Origin of the sequence: Pseudomonas fitomaticsae (genome assembly GCF_021018765.1) — a bacterium.
Classification (GTDB): Bacteria; Pseudomonadota; Gammaproteobacteria; order Pseudomonadales; family Pseudomonadaceae; genus Aquipseudomonas; species Aquipseudomonas fitomaticsae.
Genome location: NZ_CP075567.1, coordinates 5,006,701 through 5,026,051, shown reverse-complemented (window position 1 = coordinate 5,026,051; position 19,351 = coordinate 5,006,701). Strand labels below are relative to the sequence as shown.

The 19,351-nt window shown below is 61.4% G+C and carries 14 protein-coding genes, 4 tRNA genes and 1 pseudogene; 13 read left to right on the top strand and 6 right to left on the bottom strand.

Features of this window, described 5'->3' with window-relative positions; all coding sequences use genetic code 11:
- Positions 1-18: 18 nt before the first annotated feature.
- A complete protein-coding gene (locus KJY40_RS22675; protein WP_230732967.1) occupies positions 19-3,024 on the bottom strand; it encodes an RHS repeat-associated core domain-containing protein in 3,006 nt (1,001 codons plus the stop codon).
- A 217-nt stretch (positions 3,025-3,241) separates the two neighbouring features.
- Between KJY40_RS22675 and KJY40_RS22670 the strand changes: the two genes are divergently transcribed.
- From KJY40_RS22670 to KJY40_RS22655, 4 genes are all read left to right on the top strand, one after another.
- Positions 3,242-4,048, top strand: coding sequence for an alpha/beta fold hydrolase (locus KJY40_RS22670; RefSeq protein ID WP_230732965.1), 807 nt, complete (start codon positions 3,242-3,244; stop codon positions 4,046-4,048).
- Complete coding sequence (locus KJY40_RS22665; RefSeq protein WP_230732963.1) at positions 4,045-4,899, top strand: alpha/beta hydrolase; 855 nt, start codon at positions 4,045-4,047, stop codon at positions 4,897-4,899. Before KJY40_RS22670 ends, KJY40_RS22665 begins: the two co-directional genes overlap by 4 nt.
- Before the next feature lie 127 nt (positions 4,900-5,026).
- Positions 5,027-5,833, top strand: coding sequence for a DUF4892 domain-containing protein (locus tag KJY40_RS22660; protein WP_230732961.1), 807 nt, complete (start codon positions 5,027-5,029; stop codon positions 5,831-5,833).
- Positions 5,834-5,902: 69 nt separating this feature from the next.
- Positions 5,903-6,943 carry an AI-2E family transporter gene (locus KJY40_RS22655; RefSeq protein WP_230732959.1) on the top strand — a complete coding sequence of 347 codons (1,041 nt, stop codon included), beginning with the start codon at positions 5,903-5,905 and terminating at the stop codon, positions 6,941-6,943.
- Positions 6,944-7,617: 674 nt separating this feature from the next.
- On the opposite strand, the gene xopAW is transcribed toward KJY40_RS22655, so the two are convergent.
- From xopAW to KJY40_RS22640, 3 genes are all read right to left on the bottom strand, one after another.
- The gene (gene xopAW, locus KJY40_RS22650) at positions 7,618-8,475 is read right to left on the bottom strand and encodes a XopAW family type III secretion system calcium-binding effector (RefSeq protein ID WP_230732957.1); all 858 of its coding nucleotides are present in this window, start codon (positions 8,473-8,475) and stop codon (positions 7,618-7,620) included.
- A gap of 110 nt (positions 8,476-8,585) precedes the next feature.
- Positions 8,586-9,635, bottom strand: a complete 1,050-nt coding sequence (locus KJY40_RS22645; RefSeq protein WP_230732955.1) for a sensor histidine kinase — start codon at positions 9,633-9,635, stop codon at positions 8,586-8,588.
- Positions 9,635-10,384 carry a response regulator gene (locus tag KJY40_RS22640; protein ID WP_085607468.1) on the bottom strand — a complete coding sequence of 250 codons (750 nt, stop codon included), beginning with the start codon at positions 10,382-10,384 and terminating at the stop codon, positions 9,635-9,637. Before KJY40_RS22640 ends, KJY40_RS22645 begins: the two co-directional genes overlap by 1 nt.
- A gap of 295 nt (positions 10,385-10,679) precedes the next feature.
- On the opposite strand from KJY40_RS22640, the gene pyrF reads away from it, so the two are divergent.
- On the top strand, positions 10,680-11,378 hold the full coding sequence (gene pyrF / locus KJY40_RS22635; RefSeq protein WP_007960372.1) for an orotidine-5'-phosphate decarboxylase: 699 nt from the start codon (positions 10,680-10,682) through the stop codon (positions 11,376-11,378).
- Positions 11,379-11,430: 52 nt separating this feature from the next.
- Here pyrF and KJY40_RS22630 read toward each other — a convergent pair whose 3' ends face one another.
- Positions 11,431-12,435, bottom strand: a complete 1,005-nt coding sequence (locus KJY40_RS22630) for an NADP-dependent oxidoreductase (protein WP_085730437.1) — start codon at positions 12,433-12,435, stop codon at positions 11,431-11,433.
- 228 nt (positions 12,436-12,663) lie between these two features.
- Between KJY40_RS22630 and KJY40_RS22625 the strand changes: the two genes are divergently transcribed.
- From KJY40_RS22625 to KJY40_RS29775, 4 genes and pseudogenes are all read left to right on the top strand, one after another.
- A complete protein-coding gene (locus tag KJY40_RS22625; protein WP_007917441.1) occupies positions 12,664-13,425 on the top strand; it encodes an SDR family oxidoreductase in 762 nt (253 codons plus the stop codon).
- A gap of 196 nt (positions 13,426-13,621) precedes the next feature.
- Positions 13,622-15,022 carry an aminotransferase-like domain-containing protein gene (locus tag KJY40_RS22620; protein ID WP_230732953.1) on the top strand — a complete coding sequence of 467 codons (1,401 nt, stop codon included), beginning with the start codon at positions 13,622-13,624 and terminating at the stop codon, positions 15,020-15,022.
- Positions 15,023-15,130: 108 nt separating this feature from the next.
- A pseudogene (locus KJY40_RS29780) lies at positions 15,131-16,234 on the top strand (HAMP domain-containing protein); the annotation flags it as partial.
- Positions 16,214-17,095, top strand: coding sequence for a methyl-accepting chemotaxis protein (locus tag KJY40_RS29775; RefSeq protein WP_371857318.1), 882 nt, complete (start codon positions 16,214-16,216; stop codon positions 17,093-17,095). The pseudogene KJY40_RS29780 and the gene KJY40_RS29775, both read left to right, overlap by 21 nt.
- A 578-nt stretch (positions 17,096-17,673) precedes the next feature.
- On the opposite strand, the gene KJY40_RS22610 is transcribed toward KJY40_RS29775, so the two are convergent.
- A complete protein-coding gene (locus KJY40_RS22610) occupies positions 17,674-18,432 on the bottom strand; it encodes a hypothetical protein (RefSeq protein ID WP_011335462.1) in 759 nt (252 codons plus the stop codon).
- Between the two features lie 389 nt (positions 18,433-18,821).
- On the opposite strand from KJY40_RS22610, the gene KJY40_RS22605 reads away from it, so the two are divergent.
- The 4 genes from KJY40_RS22605 to KJY40_RS22590 all read left to right on the top strand — a co-directional run bounded on the left by KJY40_RS22605 (position 18,822) and on the right by KJY40_RS22590 (position 19,234).
- Positions 18,822-18,897 (top strand) — tRNA-Glu (locus KJY40_RS22605).
- Positions 18,898-18,899: 2 nt separating this feature from the next.
- Positions 18,900-18,975, top strand: a tRNA-Gly gene (locus KJY40_RS22600).
- 104 nt (positions 18,976-19,079) lie between these two features.
- Positions 19,080-19,155, top strand: a tRNA-Glu gene (locus KJY40_RS22595).
- A 3-nt stretch (positions 19,156-19,158) separates the two neighbouring features.
- Positions 19,159-19,234: transfer RNA gene (locus KJY40_RS22590), tRNA-Gly, on the top strand.
- Positions 19,235-19,351: the final 117 nt, after the last annotated feature.

Genomic DNA, 19,351 nt, shown 5'->3' with positions numbered 1-19,351 from the left:
GGGGTGGCGTCGGCGGTCTCACATGTGCGTCACCTGATGGCGCATATTTGACCGGGAATATTTACGTTGCCCCCGCGGTGTTTCGCTGATGTAGAAAATTTTTGTGGCCGTGAGCTCATCGACCGGCGCCGCGAGCTCCTGAGTGATGCCGACGTCAGCCTTGGCTTTTTCCACGTCGTAATTGTTTTGTCCCAGCACACCACTCAAGCCGGGAGTCGCGGTGGTCACGAACGTCGAGCGCAAGTCTCCGATGGCGCTACTGATCGCCCGGCTCACGGCGGCCTGGGTGTTTGCATCCAGCGTGCTGTACCCCGGTATTTGCGCGGCAGCCAAGTTGGCGATTTGTCCCAGCGATGAAAAGAAATGCCGGCTGCTGTAGCCGACAACGGCTTTCTTCGGATCGAAAGTTGCCGGGGTGCCCTTGGAGGGTTTTGTCGGTGTGCCTGACAGTCCCCGGACGGCAGACGCACCACCTGCACCGAGCCCGGTCGAAGTCGCAGCGCCAATAATCGATTGCAAGGCTTTGCCCACCGGCTGTGCCCCGAACAACGCCGAACTTCCGTACCCGACTGCACCTCCAATGGCCCCCACCGCTCCCATGCTGGCAGCGCCAGTGACGAAATCGGCACGGCCCACGGACGGATTGCTCGGTCCGGCATTGGCGAAGTGCTGGGCGGACAACTCGCGAAAGACTGTGCCGAAAGCGCTGCCGATCTGTGCGACGGCTGCCGTATTGCCTTTTGGATCAAGCATCCCGAGCAAGGACGGTGCGGCCCCCAGCGCCGCTCCCATCGCCGCGCCGCTGACTTGCGCCAACAGCGGGCCCCAGCTGTCGGGATCATCCATGTGCATTGCGGATCTGGCCCAGTTGGCACTCGCATAGCCACTGATACCGCCGGTAATGGCGCCCGCCGTGGCGCCGACCGCCGTTACGGCCACACTCATGGGTGACAGGAACCCGGCGACGGCATATTGCACCGCAGCGGCAATCAAGGCGCTGGGAAGATCCCGGGCCGCCGTTGCACCCACTGCCGTAACAGTGTCGAAGCCTGCGAGTCCCTGAAGGTCGACAAACCTGACCGGATTGCCGCGCACCATCGCATACAGGTTCAAACCATCGACAACACCCGCCGGGTCGGCGCTGATCCAGCACATCCACCAGGGTGCGTAATACCGTTGCCCGTAGTAATAAAGGCCCGTTGCATCTCGCTCCTGACCAGCGTAGCGCCGGGTCTTGTAGCTGGCCTGTACCTTGTCCGGACCGGCCCACCAGCAAGTGACGCCATGGGGGTAATAATGCTCGTGGCTGATGATGTTGGCGTGCTGGTCGAGCATCAGCAGGCTTGAACCCAGATGGTTGCTCAGACTGTAGTGAATCAGATCGGCACCGGGGCCACCGCGAGTCCAGTGCAACACCTCGACAGTGCAGCGTCCAGCCTGCACGAGCTTGATGGACATGGACTCACCGGGCGATTCTCGTCGGGTCAGATCCGGCAGGTAGCGCGTCTCATGGGTTTGCATCGAGGCGCCATTGTGAACCAGGCGAACCTTGCGCTTACGCTGACCGCCTAAGTCGTAAATGTAGCGTTCACTGTCAGTCGGCCCATCCTCGCGGACCACCTGATCGACCTGGCGTAGACGATTGCTCGCGGTCCAGGTCAGATCCTGGCCGGGCTGCAGCAGGCGTTTATTGCCGTTGGGATCAAACCCGGCAACGATTTCACTCTCGCTCGGCAGGCTGCCGTCGGGCTTTTGTGCCAGTCCTCGATTGCTGTAGCGAGAAATCGCCATGCGTTGCGTCCAGCTATGGCTTGCAGCCACATGCACCACCGTCGTGAGATTGCCGCCCGGATCGTAGCTGTAACTTTGGCGGTAGTTCTCCAGTTGTCCGGGATCCGCTGGAGACCCGAACTCAGGCTCCTGTGGCTCGTTCTGGGTATCGATCCGCTGCCAGCCGGTGGCTGTAATCAGTTGATACAGGCTGTTGTAGGTATAAGTGCTGGTCGGTTCGATTTTCTGGTTTCGAAAAAAACGCGCGGGCTGCGCCATGTCATTGATGCCGAGAATATTGCCCATGCGATCGTAGCTGTACTTCAAGTGTTGCAGCGGCAACTGGCCGGCAAGCCCGGCAATGATTTCCATCAGATTACCGCTCTGTGGGTGGTATCGGCTTTCGCTGATCACGCCATTGCCGGAAACTTGTCGCTGAATCTGTCCACCGGAGCTGTACTCGATATCCCGTAGCAGTACGCTTTCGTCCATTTGTCCAGCGAGTTTCAACCGAATCCGGGCGAGTTGGCCCGCAACGTCCAGATCGGAAAACTGCACATTGCCGTCTGCGTCTTCCAGACAGATTCTTTCTCCCAGAGCGTTGTAGCGGGTGCGTGTGGTGGCACCGCCACCCGTTTCATGCTGCAGGTCTCGGTCCGCCTCGACAGTGGACCAGTTCGGGTCGTCGAGTTGCTCGAGAAAATGCCGGGTCTGTGCGGTGTCTGCGCCCGTGAGCGCGAAACTTGGGAAGTGCAGTGTGCCTGCGTCGTCGTCCAGGCGGATCAGTTGTCCGCACTGATTGTGTAAAGCCAATGACGGGTCGCTATCGCCATAGGTGTAAAACGCCCGATTGCGCGCAGATGTTCCATCAGCGATTTCGATGATCCTGGTCGGGCGCATCAGCAGGTCATACTCGGTTTGAATCTGTGTTCCTTGACCGTCCCAGCTGGACACGCTTTGACCGGCCACGCCGGGGAGCGTCCAGCGGCGGCCGGAGTCGACGCTGTCGCTTTGCAGGGTTACGCCTGTCAGGCTGTACACCGTAGTCAGATTGGGTCGGGCAGCCGGATCGGTTCCGATCAGGGCGTGCAGGCGCGGATCACAGCTGACGGTTGCCTGTCCGGCGGCGTTGTAGGTCTGGCGATGGATACGCGACGCTGCTGTCGCACCGGGGGCTTCACGACAGTAAGACACAGAAGCAATGTCCAGTCCTCGCGGATCCAGTACAGAGACAGTTGGCGTGTTCTTGTGCATGTGAACAGCTTCCCTGATGCGTTTCGTATCGCTGCAGTTAGTGCCGGGTCGAGCGTTCGCGTCAACTGTCAGAACTTACAGGTACAGGCTGTTTTCCGACGGGCTGCAGGGCATCGATGAAACGACGTTGTCATCATTCCTGGCAGTAACGGTCATTGCTGTCGGGCGCCGTCATGAGGACAATCAACGCCTGTTTTCCGCTCATGGATTTGCCGGTATGTCGCAACCGATCTTCTTCGCCCACGCCAACGGTTTCCCTTCGGGCACCTACGGCAAACTGTTCGCGGCGCTGGCGCCCGAGTACCGGGTCGCGCATCTGGAACAACATGCCCATGACCCGCGTTTCCCGGCGGGTGACAACTGGTACCACCTGGTCGACGAACTCATCCATCACCTGCAACAGCAAGATGAGCCGGTGTGGGGTGTTGGCCATTCCTTCGGCGGCATGCTGCATTTGCACGCCGCACTGCGTTGCCCTGAACTGTATCGGGGCGTGGTGATGCTCGACTCGCCGGTGCTGACCCGCACCGATCAATGGGTGATCCGCGCCGCCAAGCGCTTTGGTTTCATCGATAGACTGACCCCGGCCGGCCGCACGCTGGGACGGCGCGAAGAGTTTGCCGATCTGGACAGTGCCCGTGGTTATTTCGCCGGCAAAACCCTGTTCCGCAGTTTTGATCCGGAATGTTTCGATGCCTACTTGCAACACGGTCTGCACAAGGTCGGCGACAAGCTGCGCCTGCGCTTCGATCCTGCGACCGAGATCAGCATTTATCGCGGCGTGCCCCACACCAGTCCTGCGCATACCCGGCAATTGAAGGTGCCGCTGGCAGTGGTGCGCGGCCACAAGAGCCGCGTGGTGATGAACCATCACACCCGGTTTGTCGGGCGCCTGCCTCAGGGCGAGTCGCTGACCGTGCCTGGCGGCCATATGTTTCCGCTTGAGCGTCCGCAGGATACCGCGCAATTACTGAAAAACCTGTTCGATCGCTGGGAGCGCCGGCAAGACAAGGATTGCGCATGAACCCCGCCGTCGAAGAAGTGCGCCTGAGCCTGCCGCATATCGAACTGGCGGCGCACATTTTTGGTCCGGAAGACGGATTGCCGGTGATGGCCCTGCACGGCTGGCTGGACAACGCCAACAGCTTCGCGCGCCTGGCGCCGAAGCTCAAAGGCTTGCGCATCGTGGCACTGGACATGGCCGGACACGGGCATTCCGGGCACCGGCCGAACGGCGCCGGTTACGCGCTGTGGGATTACGCCCATGACGTGCTGCAGGTCGCCGAGCAACTGGGCTGGAAACGTTTCGGCCTGCTCGGGCATTCCATGGGTGCGATCGTGTCGCTGGTGCTCGCGGGATCGTTGCCCGAACGCATCACCCATCTGGCGTTGATCGACGGGGTGATTCCTCCTACCGACAAAGGCGAAAACGCCGCCGAACGCATGGGCATGGCCTTACAGGCGCAACTCGATCTTCGGGAAAAGCGCAAACCGGTCTACAACACTCTCGACCGGGCCATCGAGGCGCGCATGAAAGGGCTGGTGGCGGTCAGTCGCGAAGCCGCCGAACTGTTGGCGCAACGTGGGTTGATGCCGGTGCCCGGTGGTTACACCTGGCGCACCGACAATCGTCTGACCTTACCGTCGCCGCTGCGTCTGACCCAGGAACAGGCGATGGCTTTCGTGCAGCGCATTGCCTGCCCTGCGCAATTGGTGGTCGCCGCCGACGGCATGCTGGCCAAACATCCGGAGCTGCTGGAGCGTCTACCCTTTGACCGGGAACAGCTGCCGGGCGGGCATCATCTGCACCTGAACGATGAGGCCGGGGCCGAGCTTGTCGCAGACTGTTTCAATCGGTTCTTCGCCATTCCTTGACTTGCTCCCGGCAACTGTCGAGGCTGGGCAGGTTGAAATGGGAGACAACCAAGATGGATTTCTACACCGCTGCGACTTCGAACTGCCCTCAAGGCACCCAGGCCATGCCCCTGCGATGAGCCTGTCCATGCGATCTATCAGTCTGCTGGCGCTGTGCTGTTTCAGTCCCTTTCTATTCGCTGCCGACCTGCCGGGCAGTCAGGACCTGCCGATCGTGCCGCGTCTGGCCGATGCGCAGATCGTCGACTATCGCCCTGCCGTGGAGCTGGAGCGGATCTACCCGCTGGGCTCGATCCGCAAGATCAGCGGCCAGTTGCGTTTCGACGGCCAGGTCAGCGCCCGGGGCCAAACCACCTCGGTGACCTATGAGTTGCCGCCGGAACATTCCGCCACCGAAGCCTTCACTCTCGCTCGCGAAGCCCTGCAAAAACAGGACGCCCAGCTGTTGTTCTGGTGCCAGGCCCGGGATTGCGGCGAGAGCAGCCTGTGGGCCAACGAGGTGTTCGGTAACGCCAAGTTGTACGGTGCCGACGAGCAGCAGGCCTATCTGCTGCTGAGGCTCGCGGCCCCGCGCGACAACACGCTGGTGGCGCTGTACAGCATCACCCGCGGCAATCGCAAAGCCTATCTGCACGTCGAACAGTTCGAGGCGCTGGCCCCGCTCGGTGATCTGCTGCCGACCTCGGCCACGCTGCTGCGGGAACTCAAAAGCACCGGCGAGCTGGACTTTCCAAAGCTCGCCGGCGATCCGGATGACACCTGGCTGCGCTTGTTGTCCCGTGGCCTGAACCTCGACACCACCTTGCGGGTGACGGTGTCCGGGCCCAAGGCCGAGGCCTGGCGGCAGGCGCTGATCGGGCAGGGCGTGCGCGCCGCGCGAATGGAAACCGGCAGCGTCGACGGCAAAGGTCTGCGTATCGATCTGTTGCGATAAGGTGTCTTTGGCGGACACGCTCGACGTGTTCGCCTACTCTTTGCCTGACTGATTTTTTTGAGATTTCACATGCCCAATAATGATCGTCTGCTGGTGCAGATTCTGTTGCTGGTGCTGTTTGGTGCCAGTTTCTGGGTGATGGTGCCGTTCTGGTCGGCGCTGTTCTGGGGCGCGGTGCTGGCGTTTGCCAGCTGGCCGCTGATGCGCTTGCTGACCCGCTGGCTCAATGGCCGCGAATCCCTCGCGGCGCTGCTGCTGACCATGGGCTGGATGTTGCTGGTAGCGGGACCGCTGGTGTGGCTCGGCTTTAACCTGGCCGATCACGTGCGCGATGCCACGGCGTTTATCAAGGATGTGCAGGTCGACGGACTGCCCGAAGCGCCGAGCTGGCTGGGCGGCGTGCCGGTGGTGGGCGAGCGGCTTGTCGGGATCTGGAACAGCATCGATCAGCAGGGCGCGGCGCTGATGGTGACGGTCAAACCTTATCTGGGGCAGGTCGGCAACTGGTTGCTGGCGCGCAGTGCACAGATCGGCAGCGGGATCCTCGAGCTGACCCTGAGCATTGTCTTCGTGTTCTTTTTCTACCGTGACGGGCCACGGCTGGCGGCGTTCGTGCACAGTCTGCTGGAGCGCTTGATCGGCGACCGGGCCGGTTACTACATCGATCTGGTGGCCGGTACGGTGCAGCGGGTGGTCAACGGGGTGATCGGTACGGCGGCGGCGCAAGCGGTGCTGGCGCTGATCGGGTTCCTGATTGCCGGTGTGCCGGGGGCGCTGGTGCTGGGGATCGTGACGTTTCTGCTCAGTCTGATTCCGATGGGGCCGCCGCTGGTGTGGATTCCGGCCACGGCGTGGCTGGCCTGGAAGGGTGAGTACGGGATGGCGGTGTTTCTCGGGATCTGGGGGACGTTCATCATCAGTGGCGTGGATAACGTGCTCAAGCCGTATCTGATCAGCCGGGGCGGGAATCTGCCGTTGGTGATTGTGTTGCTTGGGGTGTTTGGCGGGTTGATTGCGTTTGGGTTTATCGGGTTGTTTATCGGGCCTACGCTTTTGGCTGTTGCTTATAGTTTGTTGACGGATTGGAGTAAGAGTCAGGCTCGGGTTTGAGGTTTTTGCCTTTGGTAGCCTTGGCGGCCTTTGGGCCGGCCAGGCTCTAGGGTGTTTGGGTGAATATCCGTTTTTGCGGGTGCTGCGGCTGGCGGTTCCGCTCTTACAGCGGCTCACTTTTCCAAACGCCGAAAAGTAAGCAAAAGGCTTGGCCCCTGCGTTCAGCGCCTCGCTGTGGCTCGGCGTTCCTTCGCTCCGGGATTCATCCGGGGGCATCGCCTACGGTTTGCTTCGCTGCACCTCCTCTCGATGCATGCGGCTTCGCCGCACGGTCGCTGCGCTCCCACCCCCGGATAAATCCCTCCACTCAGCCTCCCGATGGGGCCGGTACGTCAAAAGCGGTACTCGAGCTAATGCTCATTGTGTTGAGTGGTGGGAAGCCGAAGCGAAAGAGGCAGTTGATGTGGAAGCGAAAGTAGATGCTGATGCCCATGCCTATTTCGATGCAGGTACAGATGCATGTGCAGGCGCGGAGGCAGTAGTGAACTTATGTGCTTCAAAACCCGAGTTCACCTCGGTATGTCACGTCGGCGTATCTCTCCCAATCACCTCGGTCAGTTCCCTCTCCCTCTGGGAGAGGGCTAGGGTGAGGGCCGCTTCGATGACACACCGCTAAGTCAAAGCAAACCACTCACCCAGCCAACCTCAGTCGTCCCTCAAATCCTCACCCAATCTCAAGTCGCCACATTCAAATACTTGCCCACCGACGCAGTGCTTTCGAGCGAGTACTGCTTGCTCAGGTTGGCAATCATCCGGTTCAGCGCTTCGGTAGTGGTTTGAGTATTGCTGGCGGTCTGTTCGTCATCCGGGCGTTCGCGACCTGCATGCAGTGCAGCTTTCAGTTCGTCGCTGCTGACGCCTCCGCTGCTGTCGCTGTCCAGCACCTTGAGCAGGGCGGCGGCGGTGTCGGTGTTGTTCGAGGAGGTGCTGTCGCTGGTCTGCAACGCGCTGTTCAGTTCGGTGGCGGTAACCGTGCCGTCGCCGTCTGCATCGAGTTGGCTGAACAGTTCGTCGCTGGAGGCTTGCGGCGGCGGGGGGGGCGGTGGGGTGAGGCTGGCGGCGAGTTCGTCCTGGCTGACGACGCCGTCTTCGTTTTTGTCCAGGGCCGAGAAAATTTTGCTGCTGTCGGCGGTGCTGCCGGCGCTGGTCAGGCCGTTGCTCAGTTCGTCGCTGCTGATGGCGCCGTCGCCGTCGGCGTCCAGGGCGCTGATCAGGGCGTCGGCGAGTTCGGTGTTGGGGGCCTGGTCGCCTGGGGGCGGTGGCGGTGGGGCCATGGCGGTCATTTCTTCGACGCTGAGGCTGCCGCTGGCGTCGCTGTCCAGATCGCCGAATTGTTTGCTCAGGCTGACCAGCAGGCCGTCGTTGGACTTTTGCGACAGGGCGCTGCCCAGTTCGTCCTGATCCACCGCGCCGTCGCCGTTGCTGTCGAGCTTGGCGAACAGTTCCTTTTGCAGCTGCTGGCTGCGGGCGTTTTGGGTGGAGGTGCTGCTGGTGCTGGTATAGCTCGTGTAGTTGCTGACGCTACCGATCATCGGGCTCACTCCTTGGACTGGAAAACCGGTGGGTGTACCGGCTTATGCAGCCTCAAGGCGCAAGGTGTCGTGGGTATGTGAGGTTTGTACCGGCCGGTACACAGTCAGGTTCAGTGGCGAGGCAGTTGGATCACGGCAGTCAGGCCGCCGCCGGGTGTTTCTTCCAGGGTCAGTTGTCCGCCCTGGCGTTGCGCCGCTTCCCGGGCGATGGTCATGCCCAGACCGACGCCGCCGGAGTTGCGGTTGCGTGAGCCTTCGAGGCGGAAGAACGGTTCGAACACGGCTTCACGCTTGTCAGCCGCGATGCCCGGGCCGTGGTCGATGACGCGGATCAGCAGTTGTTCGCGCTGGTCTTGCAGTTCGATGTGCGCTTGGCCGGCGTAGCGCAGGGCGTTGTCCATCAGGTTGTTGATGCACGAGCGCAGTGCCATCGGTTGCACCTGCAAGGGTGCGCAGTGGCCGCTGACCTGCACGTCGGCACCTTGGTCCTGGGCGTTTTCGCACAGTGATTCGACCAGCGCCTGCACGTCCATCAATTGCAAGGCTTCGCTGGTGCGCTGTTCGTGCAGGTAGGTGAGGGTGGCGTCGAGCATGCCGATCATGTCGTCCAGATCCTGGCGCATCTGGCCTTGCAGCTTGTCGTCGTTGATGTTTTCCAGGCGCAGTTTCAGTCGCGAAAGCGGGGTGCGCAGGTCGTGGGAGACGGCGCCGAGCATCCGCGCGCGCTGCTGCACCTGTTCACGGATGCGGTGTTGCATCAGGTTGAAGGTGTGTGCGGCCTGCCGGGCTTCCCGGGGGCCGGTTTCGTCCAGCGGCGGGCTGTCGAGGTCTTCGCTCAGGCGTTCGGCTGCATCGCTCAGGCGCTGAATCGGTCGGGTCAGCAGCTTGGCGCCATACCAGGCGGCGATGATCAGCGAGATGAACTGGAAGGTCAGCGGCACGATCGGCCCGCCGAACCAGGGGCGCGGCGGACGGGGCGGGTAGCGCGGATCCTGTGGCGGCTGCTTGCCGTCGAGGCTTTCCGAAAACTCCGGCGGCGGAGGTGGAGGCGGTGGGCCGTAGAGGCGGAACCAGGCAAAGGCCAGCAAGTGCGCCAGGACGATCGCCACCAACAGCACGCCAAACAGGCGGCCGAACAGCGTGTCGAAGCGCGCCCGCATCAGCCGATGTCTCGCGCGTCGAACAGGTAGCCTTCACCGCGCACGGTTTTGATCAGTTGCGGGGCTTTCGGGTCGTCGCCGAGTTTTTGCCGCAGGCGCGAAACCAGCAGGTCGATGCTGCGGTCGAACGCTTCGATCGAGCGGCCACGGGCAGCGTCCAGCAACTGTTCGCGGCTGAGTACCCGGCGCGGACGTTCGATGAACACCCAGAGCAGGCGAAATTCGGCGTTGGACAGCGGCACCACCAGGCCATCGTCGGCGATCAACTGACGCAGGACGCTGTTCAGGCGCCAGTTGTCGAAGCGAATGTTCGCACGCTGTTCGGTGCGGTCGTCGCGCACCCGACGCAGAATTGTCTGGATCCGCGCCACCAGTTCCCGAGGCTCGAACGGTTTGGCCATGTAGTCATCGGCACCCAGCTCCAGGCCGATGATCCGGTCGGTGGGTTCGCAGCGGGCGGTGAGCATCAGGATCGGGATGTCGGACTCTGCGCGCAGCCAGCGGCACAGCGACAGACCGTCCTCACCGGGCAGCATCAGATCGAGCACCACCACGTCGAAATGTTCGGCCTGCATCGCCTGGCGCATGGCCGCGCCGTCGGTGACGCCGCTGGCGTGAATGTTGAAGCGGGCCAGGTAGTCGATCATCAGTTCACGGATCGGCACGTCATCGTCGACGATCAGGGCACGGATGCTCCAGCGCTTGTCGTCTTTCTGCTCGTCATTCACGGAGGCTTGGGAGTTGTGCATGAGGCTGTTCATCTGCCAGTAGGCCGCCAACCACAAAGATAGGCTGCGAGGTTGTGGTTTCAGCATAGGCGTCCGGCCGTGAGGCGGGAAGGGCTGCTGTAAGGACTTGTTGCGGCTGGCGAGGCTAGCGCGGGCGCATGTTGCCGGCGTGTCGGTTGTGTATCGGGTTCGACACAATACCCTGCAAAGCTATGCTGATCACGGTTGGCGCGACGATTTACCGATCATCGGGTGCCGCGCCGTCGCCGGTTCCGCTACAATGCGCGCCGATTTCGACTTGCCTGAGAGCCCATCCATGTCCGCCTGCCAGACTCCTATCATCGTCGCCCTGGATTTCCCTACCCGTGACGCCGCACTGAAGCTGGCCGACCAGTTGGACCCGAAACTGTGCCGGGTCAAAGTGGGCAAGGAGCTGTTCACCAGTTGCGCCGCGGAAATCGTCGGCACCCTGCGTGACAAGGGTTTTGAAGTATTCCTGGACCTTAAATTCCACGACATTCCCAACACCACGGCGATGGCGGTCAAGGCCGCCGCCGAGATGGGCGTGTGGATGGTCAACGTTCACTGCTCCGGCGGCCTGCGCATGATGGCGGCCTGCCGTGAAGAGCTGGACAAGCGCAGCGGCCCGCAGCCGCTGCTGATCGGCGTGACCGTGCTGACCAGCATGGAGCGTGAGGATCTGGCGGGTATCGGTCTGGACATCGAGCCGCAGGAGCAGGTGCTGCGTCTGGCGGCACTGGCCGAGAAGGCCGGGATGGACGGTCTGGTGTGCTCGGCGCTGGAAGCCACGGCGCTGAAAACCGCGCATCCGTCGCTGCAACTGGTGACCCCGGGAATTCGTCCGGCGGGCAGTGCCCAGGACGACCAGCGTCGCATCCTGACCCCGCGTCAGGCGCTGGATGCCGGTTCCGACTATCTGGTGATCGGCCGTCCGATCAGCCAGGCGGCGGACCCGGCCAAGGCGCTGGCTTCGGTGGTTGCCGAACTGGCCTGAGCGAACAGCTGAAGCATCAAAGAAGGGAGCCGGATGGCTCCCTTCATTGTTTTCAGACCTTCAACACCAGTTTGCCGAAGTTCTCGCCGCTGAACAGTTTGCCCAGGGTCTCCGGAAAGGTTTCCAGGCCTTCGACGATGTCTTCCTTGCTCTTGAGTTGACCCTTGGCCATCCAGCCGGCCATTTCCTGAGCTGCGCTGGCGTACTGCGCAGCGTAATCCATCACCACGAAACCTTCCATCCGCGCGCGGTTGACCAGCAGCGACAGGTAGTTGGCCGGGCCTTTGACTGCTTCCTTGTTGTTGTACTGGCTGATTGCGCCGCAGATCACCACGCGTGCCTTGAAGTTCAGACGGCTCAGCACGGCGTCGAGGATGTCGCCGCCGACGTTGTCGAAATACACGTCCACGCCTTTCGGGCATTCGCGCTTGAGACCGGCGAGCACGTCTTCGCTCTTGTAGTCGATGGCGCCGTCGAAGCCCAGTTCATCGATCAGGAACTTGCACTTGTCCGCGCCGCCGGCGATGCCGATCACTCGGCAGCCTTTGATCTTGGCAATCTGCCCGGCAATGCTGCCCACCGCGCCCGCAGCGCCGGACAGCACCACGGTGTCGCCGGCCTTCGGTGCGCCGACATCGAGCAGGGCGAAGTAGGCGGTCATGCCGGTCATGCCCAGTGCGGACAGATAAACCGGCAGCGGCGCCAGTTTCGGATCGACTTTGTAGAAACCTCTTGGCTCGCCGAGGAAATAATCCTGCACGCCAATGGCACCGTTGACGTAGTCGCCGACGGCAAACCCTGGATTGTTCGACGCGACGACTTTGCCTACGCCCAACGCGCGCATGACTTCGCCCAGACCCACCGGCGGAATGTAGGATTTGCCTTCGTTCATCCAGCCGCGCATGGCCGGGTCGAGGGACAGGTATTCGTTCTTGACCAGAATCTGCCCCGCCGCCGGCTCGCCGACCGGTACTTCCTGATAGGTGAAGGTCTCGCGGGTGGCGGCGCCCACCGGGCGTTTGGCGAGCAGGAACTGGCGATTGGTCTGGTTGGTCATGACAGGCACTCGAATTGAATGAAGCCTTGTTGATAGACCTTCATGGACGATGCCGCAAGGTTGGCTCACGGGGCGAATGCAGGTTGATCCAGTGCGGTGATAATCCCCTGCGGGGTTTCATCACTGCGATTCATGAAAGGCTAACCGGCCGTTTGATAGTGCTGACGTCACTCAGGCCCCTGTGGCTATGCTGCCTTCATCAATCCCCCCGCATTCGAGGACATAACAATGAGCATGACGTTTTCCGGTCAGGTAGCCGTCGTCACCGGCGCGGCCAACGGCATCGGCCGCGCGACGGCACAGGCATTCGCCGCCGAAGGTCTGAAAGTGGTGGTGGCCGATCTGGATGCGGCCGGGGGCGAGGGCACCGTGGCGCTGATTCGTACAGCCGGCGGCGAAGCGACCTTCGTGCGCTGCAACGTGACCGTCGAAAGCGAAGTGAAAAATCTGATGGACGAGGTGATCAATACCTACGGCCGTCTCGACTATGCCTTCAACAACGCCGGGATCGAAATCGAGAAGGGCAAGCTGGCCGAAGGCTCGATGGATGAGTTCGACGCGATCATGGGCGTCAACGTCAAGGGCGTCTGGCTGTGCATGAAGTATCAACTGCCGTTGCTGCTGGCTCAGGGCGGCGGGGCGATCGTCAACACCGCTTCTGTGGCGGGACTAGGCGCCGCGCCGAAGATGAGCATCTACGCGGCGTCCAAGCATGCGGTGATCGGGCTGACCAAATCTGCCGCCATCGAGTACGCCAAGAAGAAAATCCGCGTCAACGCCGTATGCCCGGCGGTGATCGACACCGACATGTTCCGTCGCGCCTATGAAGCAGATCCGAAAAAAGGCGAGTTCGCCAACGCGATGCACCCGGTCGGCCGCATCGGCAAGGTCGAGGAAATTGCCAGCGCCGTGCTGTACCTGTGCAGCGACGGTGCGGCCTTTACCACCGGCCATTCGCTGGCCGTGGATGGTGGCGTGACCGCCTTCTAAGGCGGCGTCGACTGATACAAAAAAAGGACCCGCCCACCGGCGGGTTTTTTTTCGCCTCGAGAGCGGTTCCGTGTATCCGCTAAACAATGTGTTTCAAATGTTGAGAACGGAGGCTTTTGGCGGTTTTGTCGCACAGCCTGGAGGGCTTGGCTGTGATTTACTGCCGCCAGCAAAACGGACAGGAGTTTGCGTGCTCATGGAATTGAGAATTGACCGACAGGCAATGGTGCCGGTCGTACAGCAGATTGTTGACGGGTTGACCGAGTGGATCATGCAGGGGCAGGTGCCGCCGACGACGCGTCTGCCCTCTGTGCGACAGATCGCACGGTGCAATCTGCTCAGCCAGTCCTGCGTCATGGAGGCTTGCGAGCGCCTGGTCGCGCAAGGGGTTCTGGCCTCGCGCCATGGCTCGGGTTTCATGGTGGCGGCTTCGTTGCCCGATTGCTGCAAGGCAATCGATGGCTCCGGGTGTGAGGGGGAGCGCGGTGGGGGCGATACAGGCTCCCGATGGCGCGGCGGTTTGACGCTGGGAAGTGGCGTCCTGCCGGAGAGTTGGCGCGAACCCGATGATCTCGGCTATGCGATCCGCCAGGTGACGCGCGCCGACATGGCCAGCCTGTTCAACTACAGCACGCCGCTGGGCTTGCCGGCTTTGCGCGAACAGATCGTCAAGCGCCTGGGGTTGCTGGGTATCAAGGCCGCTGAAGAACAGGTGATGACCACCGCCGGCGCCAGCCACGGACTGGACCTGATCGTGCGTACCCTGTTCAAGGCCGGTGATTGCGTGGTGGTCGAGACCCCCGGTTATGCGCCGCTATTCGATCTCCTGCGTTTGCACGGCGTGCGGATGCTGGAGGTTCGCCGCACACCAGGCGGGCCGGATGTCGAGGCGCTCGAGGCGTTATTGCAGCAGTTTCGGCCCTCGGCGCTGTTCATCAACAGTCACCACCACAATCCCACGGGCAGTTGCCTGCTGCCGGCGGTCGCCCGACGTATCCTGGAGTTGAGCAGGCTCTACGATCTGCAGTTGATCGAAGACGATGTCTACGCGGACCTGCACAACGGCAGCGGCACCCGACTGGCAGCGCTGGATGACGAAGGGCGGGTGATTTACGTCGGCAGTTTCTCCAAGACCCTGAGCAGTTCGCTGCGGGTGGGTTTCGTACTGGCCGATGGCGAGCTGATCGAGCGGATGGCGCGGGTCAAAATGGTCAGTTGCATGGGCACCTCAAGGTTCTGCGAGGCGGTGCTGGCCGGGATGCTGGCCAGCGGCGCCTATCGCAAACTGGTGCAGCGCCAGCGCCAACGCCTCAATACCGATCGTGCGGCTGCGTTGCAGGCCCTGGAAGATGCCGACTGGGAAGTATTCGGCAAGCCCACGGGCGGGCTGTTCATCTGGGCGCGCGCGCCGCTGGCCGATGAGGCGCATTTGCGCAGGCAAGCCTCACGCTGCGGGGTTCAGCTGTCTTGTGCAACCTCGTTCAGCCCCAGTGGCGAAGCCTGCGACTGGCAGCGCATCAACGTGGCTTACGCCTGTGATCCCAGGGCGCGACATTTTTTTCGCAGCACGACCGTGGATCGACCTCAAGCGTTCTGAAAACGACGCGTGCGTAGCTTTTTGCCATTATTCCGACGCCAGAGACTTGTGCTGCTTCAAGGCCGTTGCGAATCTTCGACAACAGACTATGGCAGGGGACTACGCGCAATGATTTCGGCCGTGCAAGGACGTTTTGCCAACCTCGGTATGGCAAAAAAACTGGGTATCGGGTTTGTGCTGGTGTTGTTGCTGACTGCACTGGTGGCAGCCATAGGCGTCTGGTCACTGCAAACCATCAGTCAGCGCTTCGACGGCCTCAAGCAGATGTCCTCGCTCAACAGTGGCCTGCTCAAGGTGCGGCTGTTGGAGCAGGACTACGCCTTGCACGGCAACTCGAAAACCGTCGATGCCTTGCATGAGGGTGTCGACGGTCTGATCGCCATGGCCGACCAACTCAAGATTTTGTCGCCGGGCAATGAGTCGGTCATGAACGACGTCCAACAGTCATTGGGCGCGTACCGCAAGGCGTTCGATGAATTCGTCTCGTTGTCCCAGGCCAAGGACCTCGCATTGGAAATGGCCAGTTGGTCGGTGTCCAGTGTCGCCAACAATCTCGATGTGTTGCAGGCCGGTCTGGCTGACGACGGCGCGTACACCCTGAAAGACAGCGAGGGCAAGGACGGGGCGCAATTCATCGAACAGGCTGGCCAGGTCAGTCAGGTTTCACGCTTGATGTTGCAGGCAATGAACGAGGCGCGGGTACGCCTGGATCAGAGCCGCAAGGGTGACGACAGCGTCGGCCAGGGCAATATCGAACAAGCTGCCCAGGCTCAGACCCAGGCTGAACAGCTCAAATCCACGGTCAAGGACGAGGGTTACCTGACGGTGCTCAATGAGGTCTCCGGGCACATTGCCGGTTTCAGCGACAAGCTTGCCGAGTACACCGGGTTGCTGGCCCAGGAAAAGACGGTCTATCAACAGCTGCACCAGCGGGCCGACGAAGTCGTGGCGCGGGTCGATCAGGCGTATGTCGCACAAGACGGCGCGATGCAGAGCGAACTGAAAAAGAATTCAGTGCTGATCATTGGCTCATCGGCGCTGGCGTTGCTGGTGGGGCTGATTGCGGCGTGGGTGATCACTCGACTGATTGTGGCGCCGTTGCGCAGCGTGATTCACGTGGCGCAACAGATTGCGGCCGGCGATTTGAGCGCAACGATCGAGGTCTCCCGGCGTGACGAAATCGGTCAGTTGATGCTGGCCATGCAGCAGATGGGCGCGGGTTTGAGCACGATTGTCAGTGGGTTGCAGGCGGGGATTGAACAGCTGGCGAGTTCGGCGCAATCGCTGTCGGCGGTGACCGAACAGACCAACCTTGAGGTCAGCAGCCAGAAAGAGGAAACCGAACAGGTCGCCACGGCGATGAACCAGATGACCGCCACCGTGCACGATGTGGCGCGCAATGCCGAAGAGGCGGCGCTTGCGGCACAGACTGCCGATGGCAAGGTTGAAAGCGGCCAGCAGGTGGTGCGTCAGAGCATGGCGCGGATCGAGCAACTGGCGGACTCGGCGACGTCGGCCAGTTCAAGCATCGAAAGCCTCAGTGCGGAAATCCAGAACATCGGCACGGTGCTGGGGGTGATCAAGAGTGTCGCCGAGCAGACTAACCTGCTGGCGCTCAACGCCGCGATCGAAGCGGCGCGGGCGGGCGAGCAGGGCAGGGGCTTTGCGGTGGTCGCCGATGAAGTGCGGGCGCTGGCCCGGCGCACGCAGCAGTCGACCGAGGAGATCGAGCGGCTGGTCAGTGCCTTGCGTTCGGCGGCGCATTCGTCGGTGCAGCAGATTCAGAGCAGTGGTGAGCTGGTGAAGCTGGCGGTGAGTGATGCGTTGCAGACCGAGAGTGCGTTGGGGAGTATTGCGGCGGCGGTTTCGTTGATTCAGCAGATGAATCAGCAGATTGCGGCGGCGGCCGAAGAGCAGAGTTCGGTGGCGGAGGAGATCAATCGCAGTGTGACGAGTATTCGGGCGAGTGCGGATCAGTCTTCGATTGCCATGCGGGGGAATGCGGCTTCGAGTGTTGAGCTGGCGCAGTTGGGGAGTGAGCTCAAGGGGATGGTTGGGCATTTTCGGCTTTGACCTTGGCGGCCTTGGGGCCGACCAGGTTGTTGGTTGTTTGGGGTGAATATCCGTTGCTTCGGGTGTTGCCGCTGGCGGTTTCGCCCTTACGGCGAGTCCCTTTTTCAAACGCCAAAAAGGAACCAAAAGGCTGGGCCCCGGCGTTCGGCCCCTCGCTGAGGCTCGGGGTTCCTTCGTTCCGGGATTCATCCGGGGGCATCGCCTACGGTTTGCTTCGCTGCACCTCCTCTCGATGCATGCGGCTTCGCCGCACGGTCGCTGCGCTCCCACCCCCGGATAAATCCCTCCACTCAGCCTTCCGATGGGGCCGGCACGTCAAGAGCGGTACTCGAGCTAACGCTCATTGTGTTGAGTGGTGGGAAGCCAAAGCCAAAGCAGAAGAGGCAGCAGGGGGCGAGTTGTATGCTTTTTAAAACCTGTGTTCACCTCGGTATGTCACGTCGGCGAACATGGGATGAGCAACTCCGTCGGCTCCCTCTCCCTCCGGGAGAGGGCTGGGGTGAGGGCGCTTTTGATTTTGATCTTTCTCGCGGCCAATAAAAAAGCCACCTCCCGGTGGCTTCTCTCTCCGACTGCACTCAGTCGTAAATCACTTTCTTCTTCCAGTCCGCGTCAGCCTCGACATCCTTGAGGCCGGCAGTCAGTTGGTTTTCTTCGCCTTCGACCGGGGCAATCTTGTCCATGACCTGGGCGTTGGCGCGGGCCAGGAGTTTTTCCAGGTATTGGAGTTGTTCGGCGTAGATTTGCGGGTCCTGCTGTTTGCGCAGGTATTGCACGCCGCGTTCGAAGGCGAGGCGGGCCTGGCCTGGCTGGTTTTGCTGGAGGGCGTGTTGGCCGAGGTTGTTGAAGAACTCGATGTGCAGCAGTACGAGGATGTGGCGTACTTCGCGGATCCAGTGTTTGGCTTCGTTCGGTGGCAGGAAGCCGTCCTGGGCGGCGCGGGTGATCTGGCCGTGGAGGGCTTCGAGGAGGAAGCGGACGTCCTTGGCCTTGGCTTCGGTCTGGATCGGCGCCGGTGGGTTGTTCACCGGGATCGATTCGCCCTGGGCGACGAGGGCGCTCAGTTCGGTGATGCGGGCCTTGGTGGTGGCGCTGGTCTTTTCCAGGTTCAGCAGGCGCTGGCAGACGTTCAGCTCGAGGCGGGTCAGCAGCAGCTTGAGGGCCGGGGTCATGAACTGGCCGGGGAAGGTTTCGGTCAGTTCGCCGCAACGGCGCAGGCGGTCGTTGAGTTCGACCTTGGTGCGGGCCTTCTCCAGTTTGGTGTTTTCCACCACATGGTTCATGTAGCCAATGGCGATCAAGATTGCGATCCCGGCTATGACTAGCAGGGTGATCATGAGTGGTGTCACCGGTAAGACCTCTTTATAGGGTTCGCGTGCGAGTGTAGTGGCTTTGGCTTAGAGGAGCCTAGCGCCGCTCGACGGGTTTGGATCGGCGAAGCTGAATCTGTATCGGCCAGGAACCGGCTTATATAAATGCTGGCCCTTGGGGTGCAGATTGCCATCACCTGTGCCGTGGACTATAACGCCTTGGCGAGTGTCGGAATATAGGCGTCAATCGTCGGGCGACGCAAAAGCCGGAAACGGCCCGTAAAGCAGGTCGAAGTCATTGATTTAAATAAATTTATATCTGGGGGTTGACGACCTTTCAATCCATCCATAGAATGCGCGCCACTTGCAGCGTAAAGCACACAGCGAAACGCGGCAGGGAGTGAATGTTGTAGTGTGTCCCCTTCGTCTAGTGGCCTAGGACACCGCCCTTTCACGGCGGTAACAGGGGTTCGAGTCCCCTAGGGGACGCCAATGCGGGAATAGCTCAGTTGGTAGAGCACGACCTTGCCAAGGTCGGGGTCGCGAGTTCGAGTCTCGTTTCCCGCTCCAATTTTAAACAGCAACGCTTCAGGGCGGTGCTGAGTGAAACCAGAACCCAATCTACGGAGGCGGATCTGGACACCGAAACACACACCATGTGTTCCGGGTAGCGTGTCCCCTTCGTCTAGTGGCCTAGGACACCGCCCTTTCACGGCGGTAACAGGGGTTCGAGTCCCCTAGGGGACGCCATTTGCGGGAATAGCTCAGTTGGTAGAGCACGACCTTGCCAAGGTCGGGGTCGCGAGTTCGAGTCTCGTTTCCCGCTCCAAATATTGCGCTACAGAGTTCCACTGAATTCTGTAAGTGATTGAAATCAGGGCCTTTAGGCCCTTTTTTCGTTCCAGCGGGAACCACTGAAATCCAGCAGTATCCGGTGCGTTTAAGT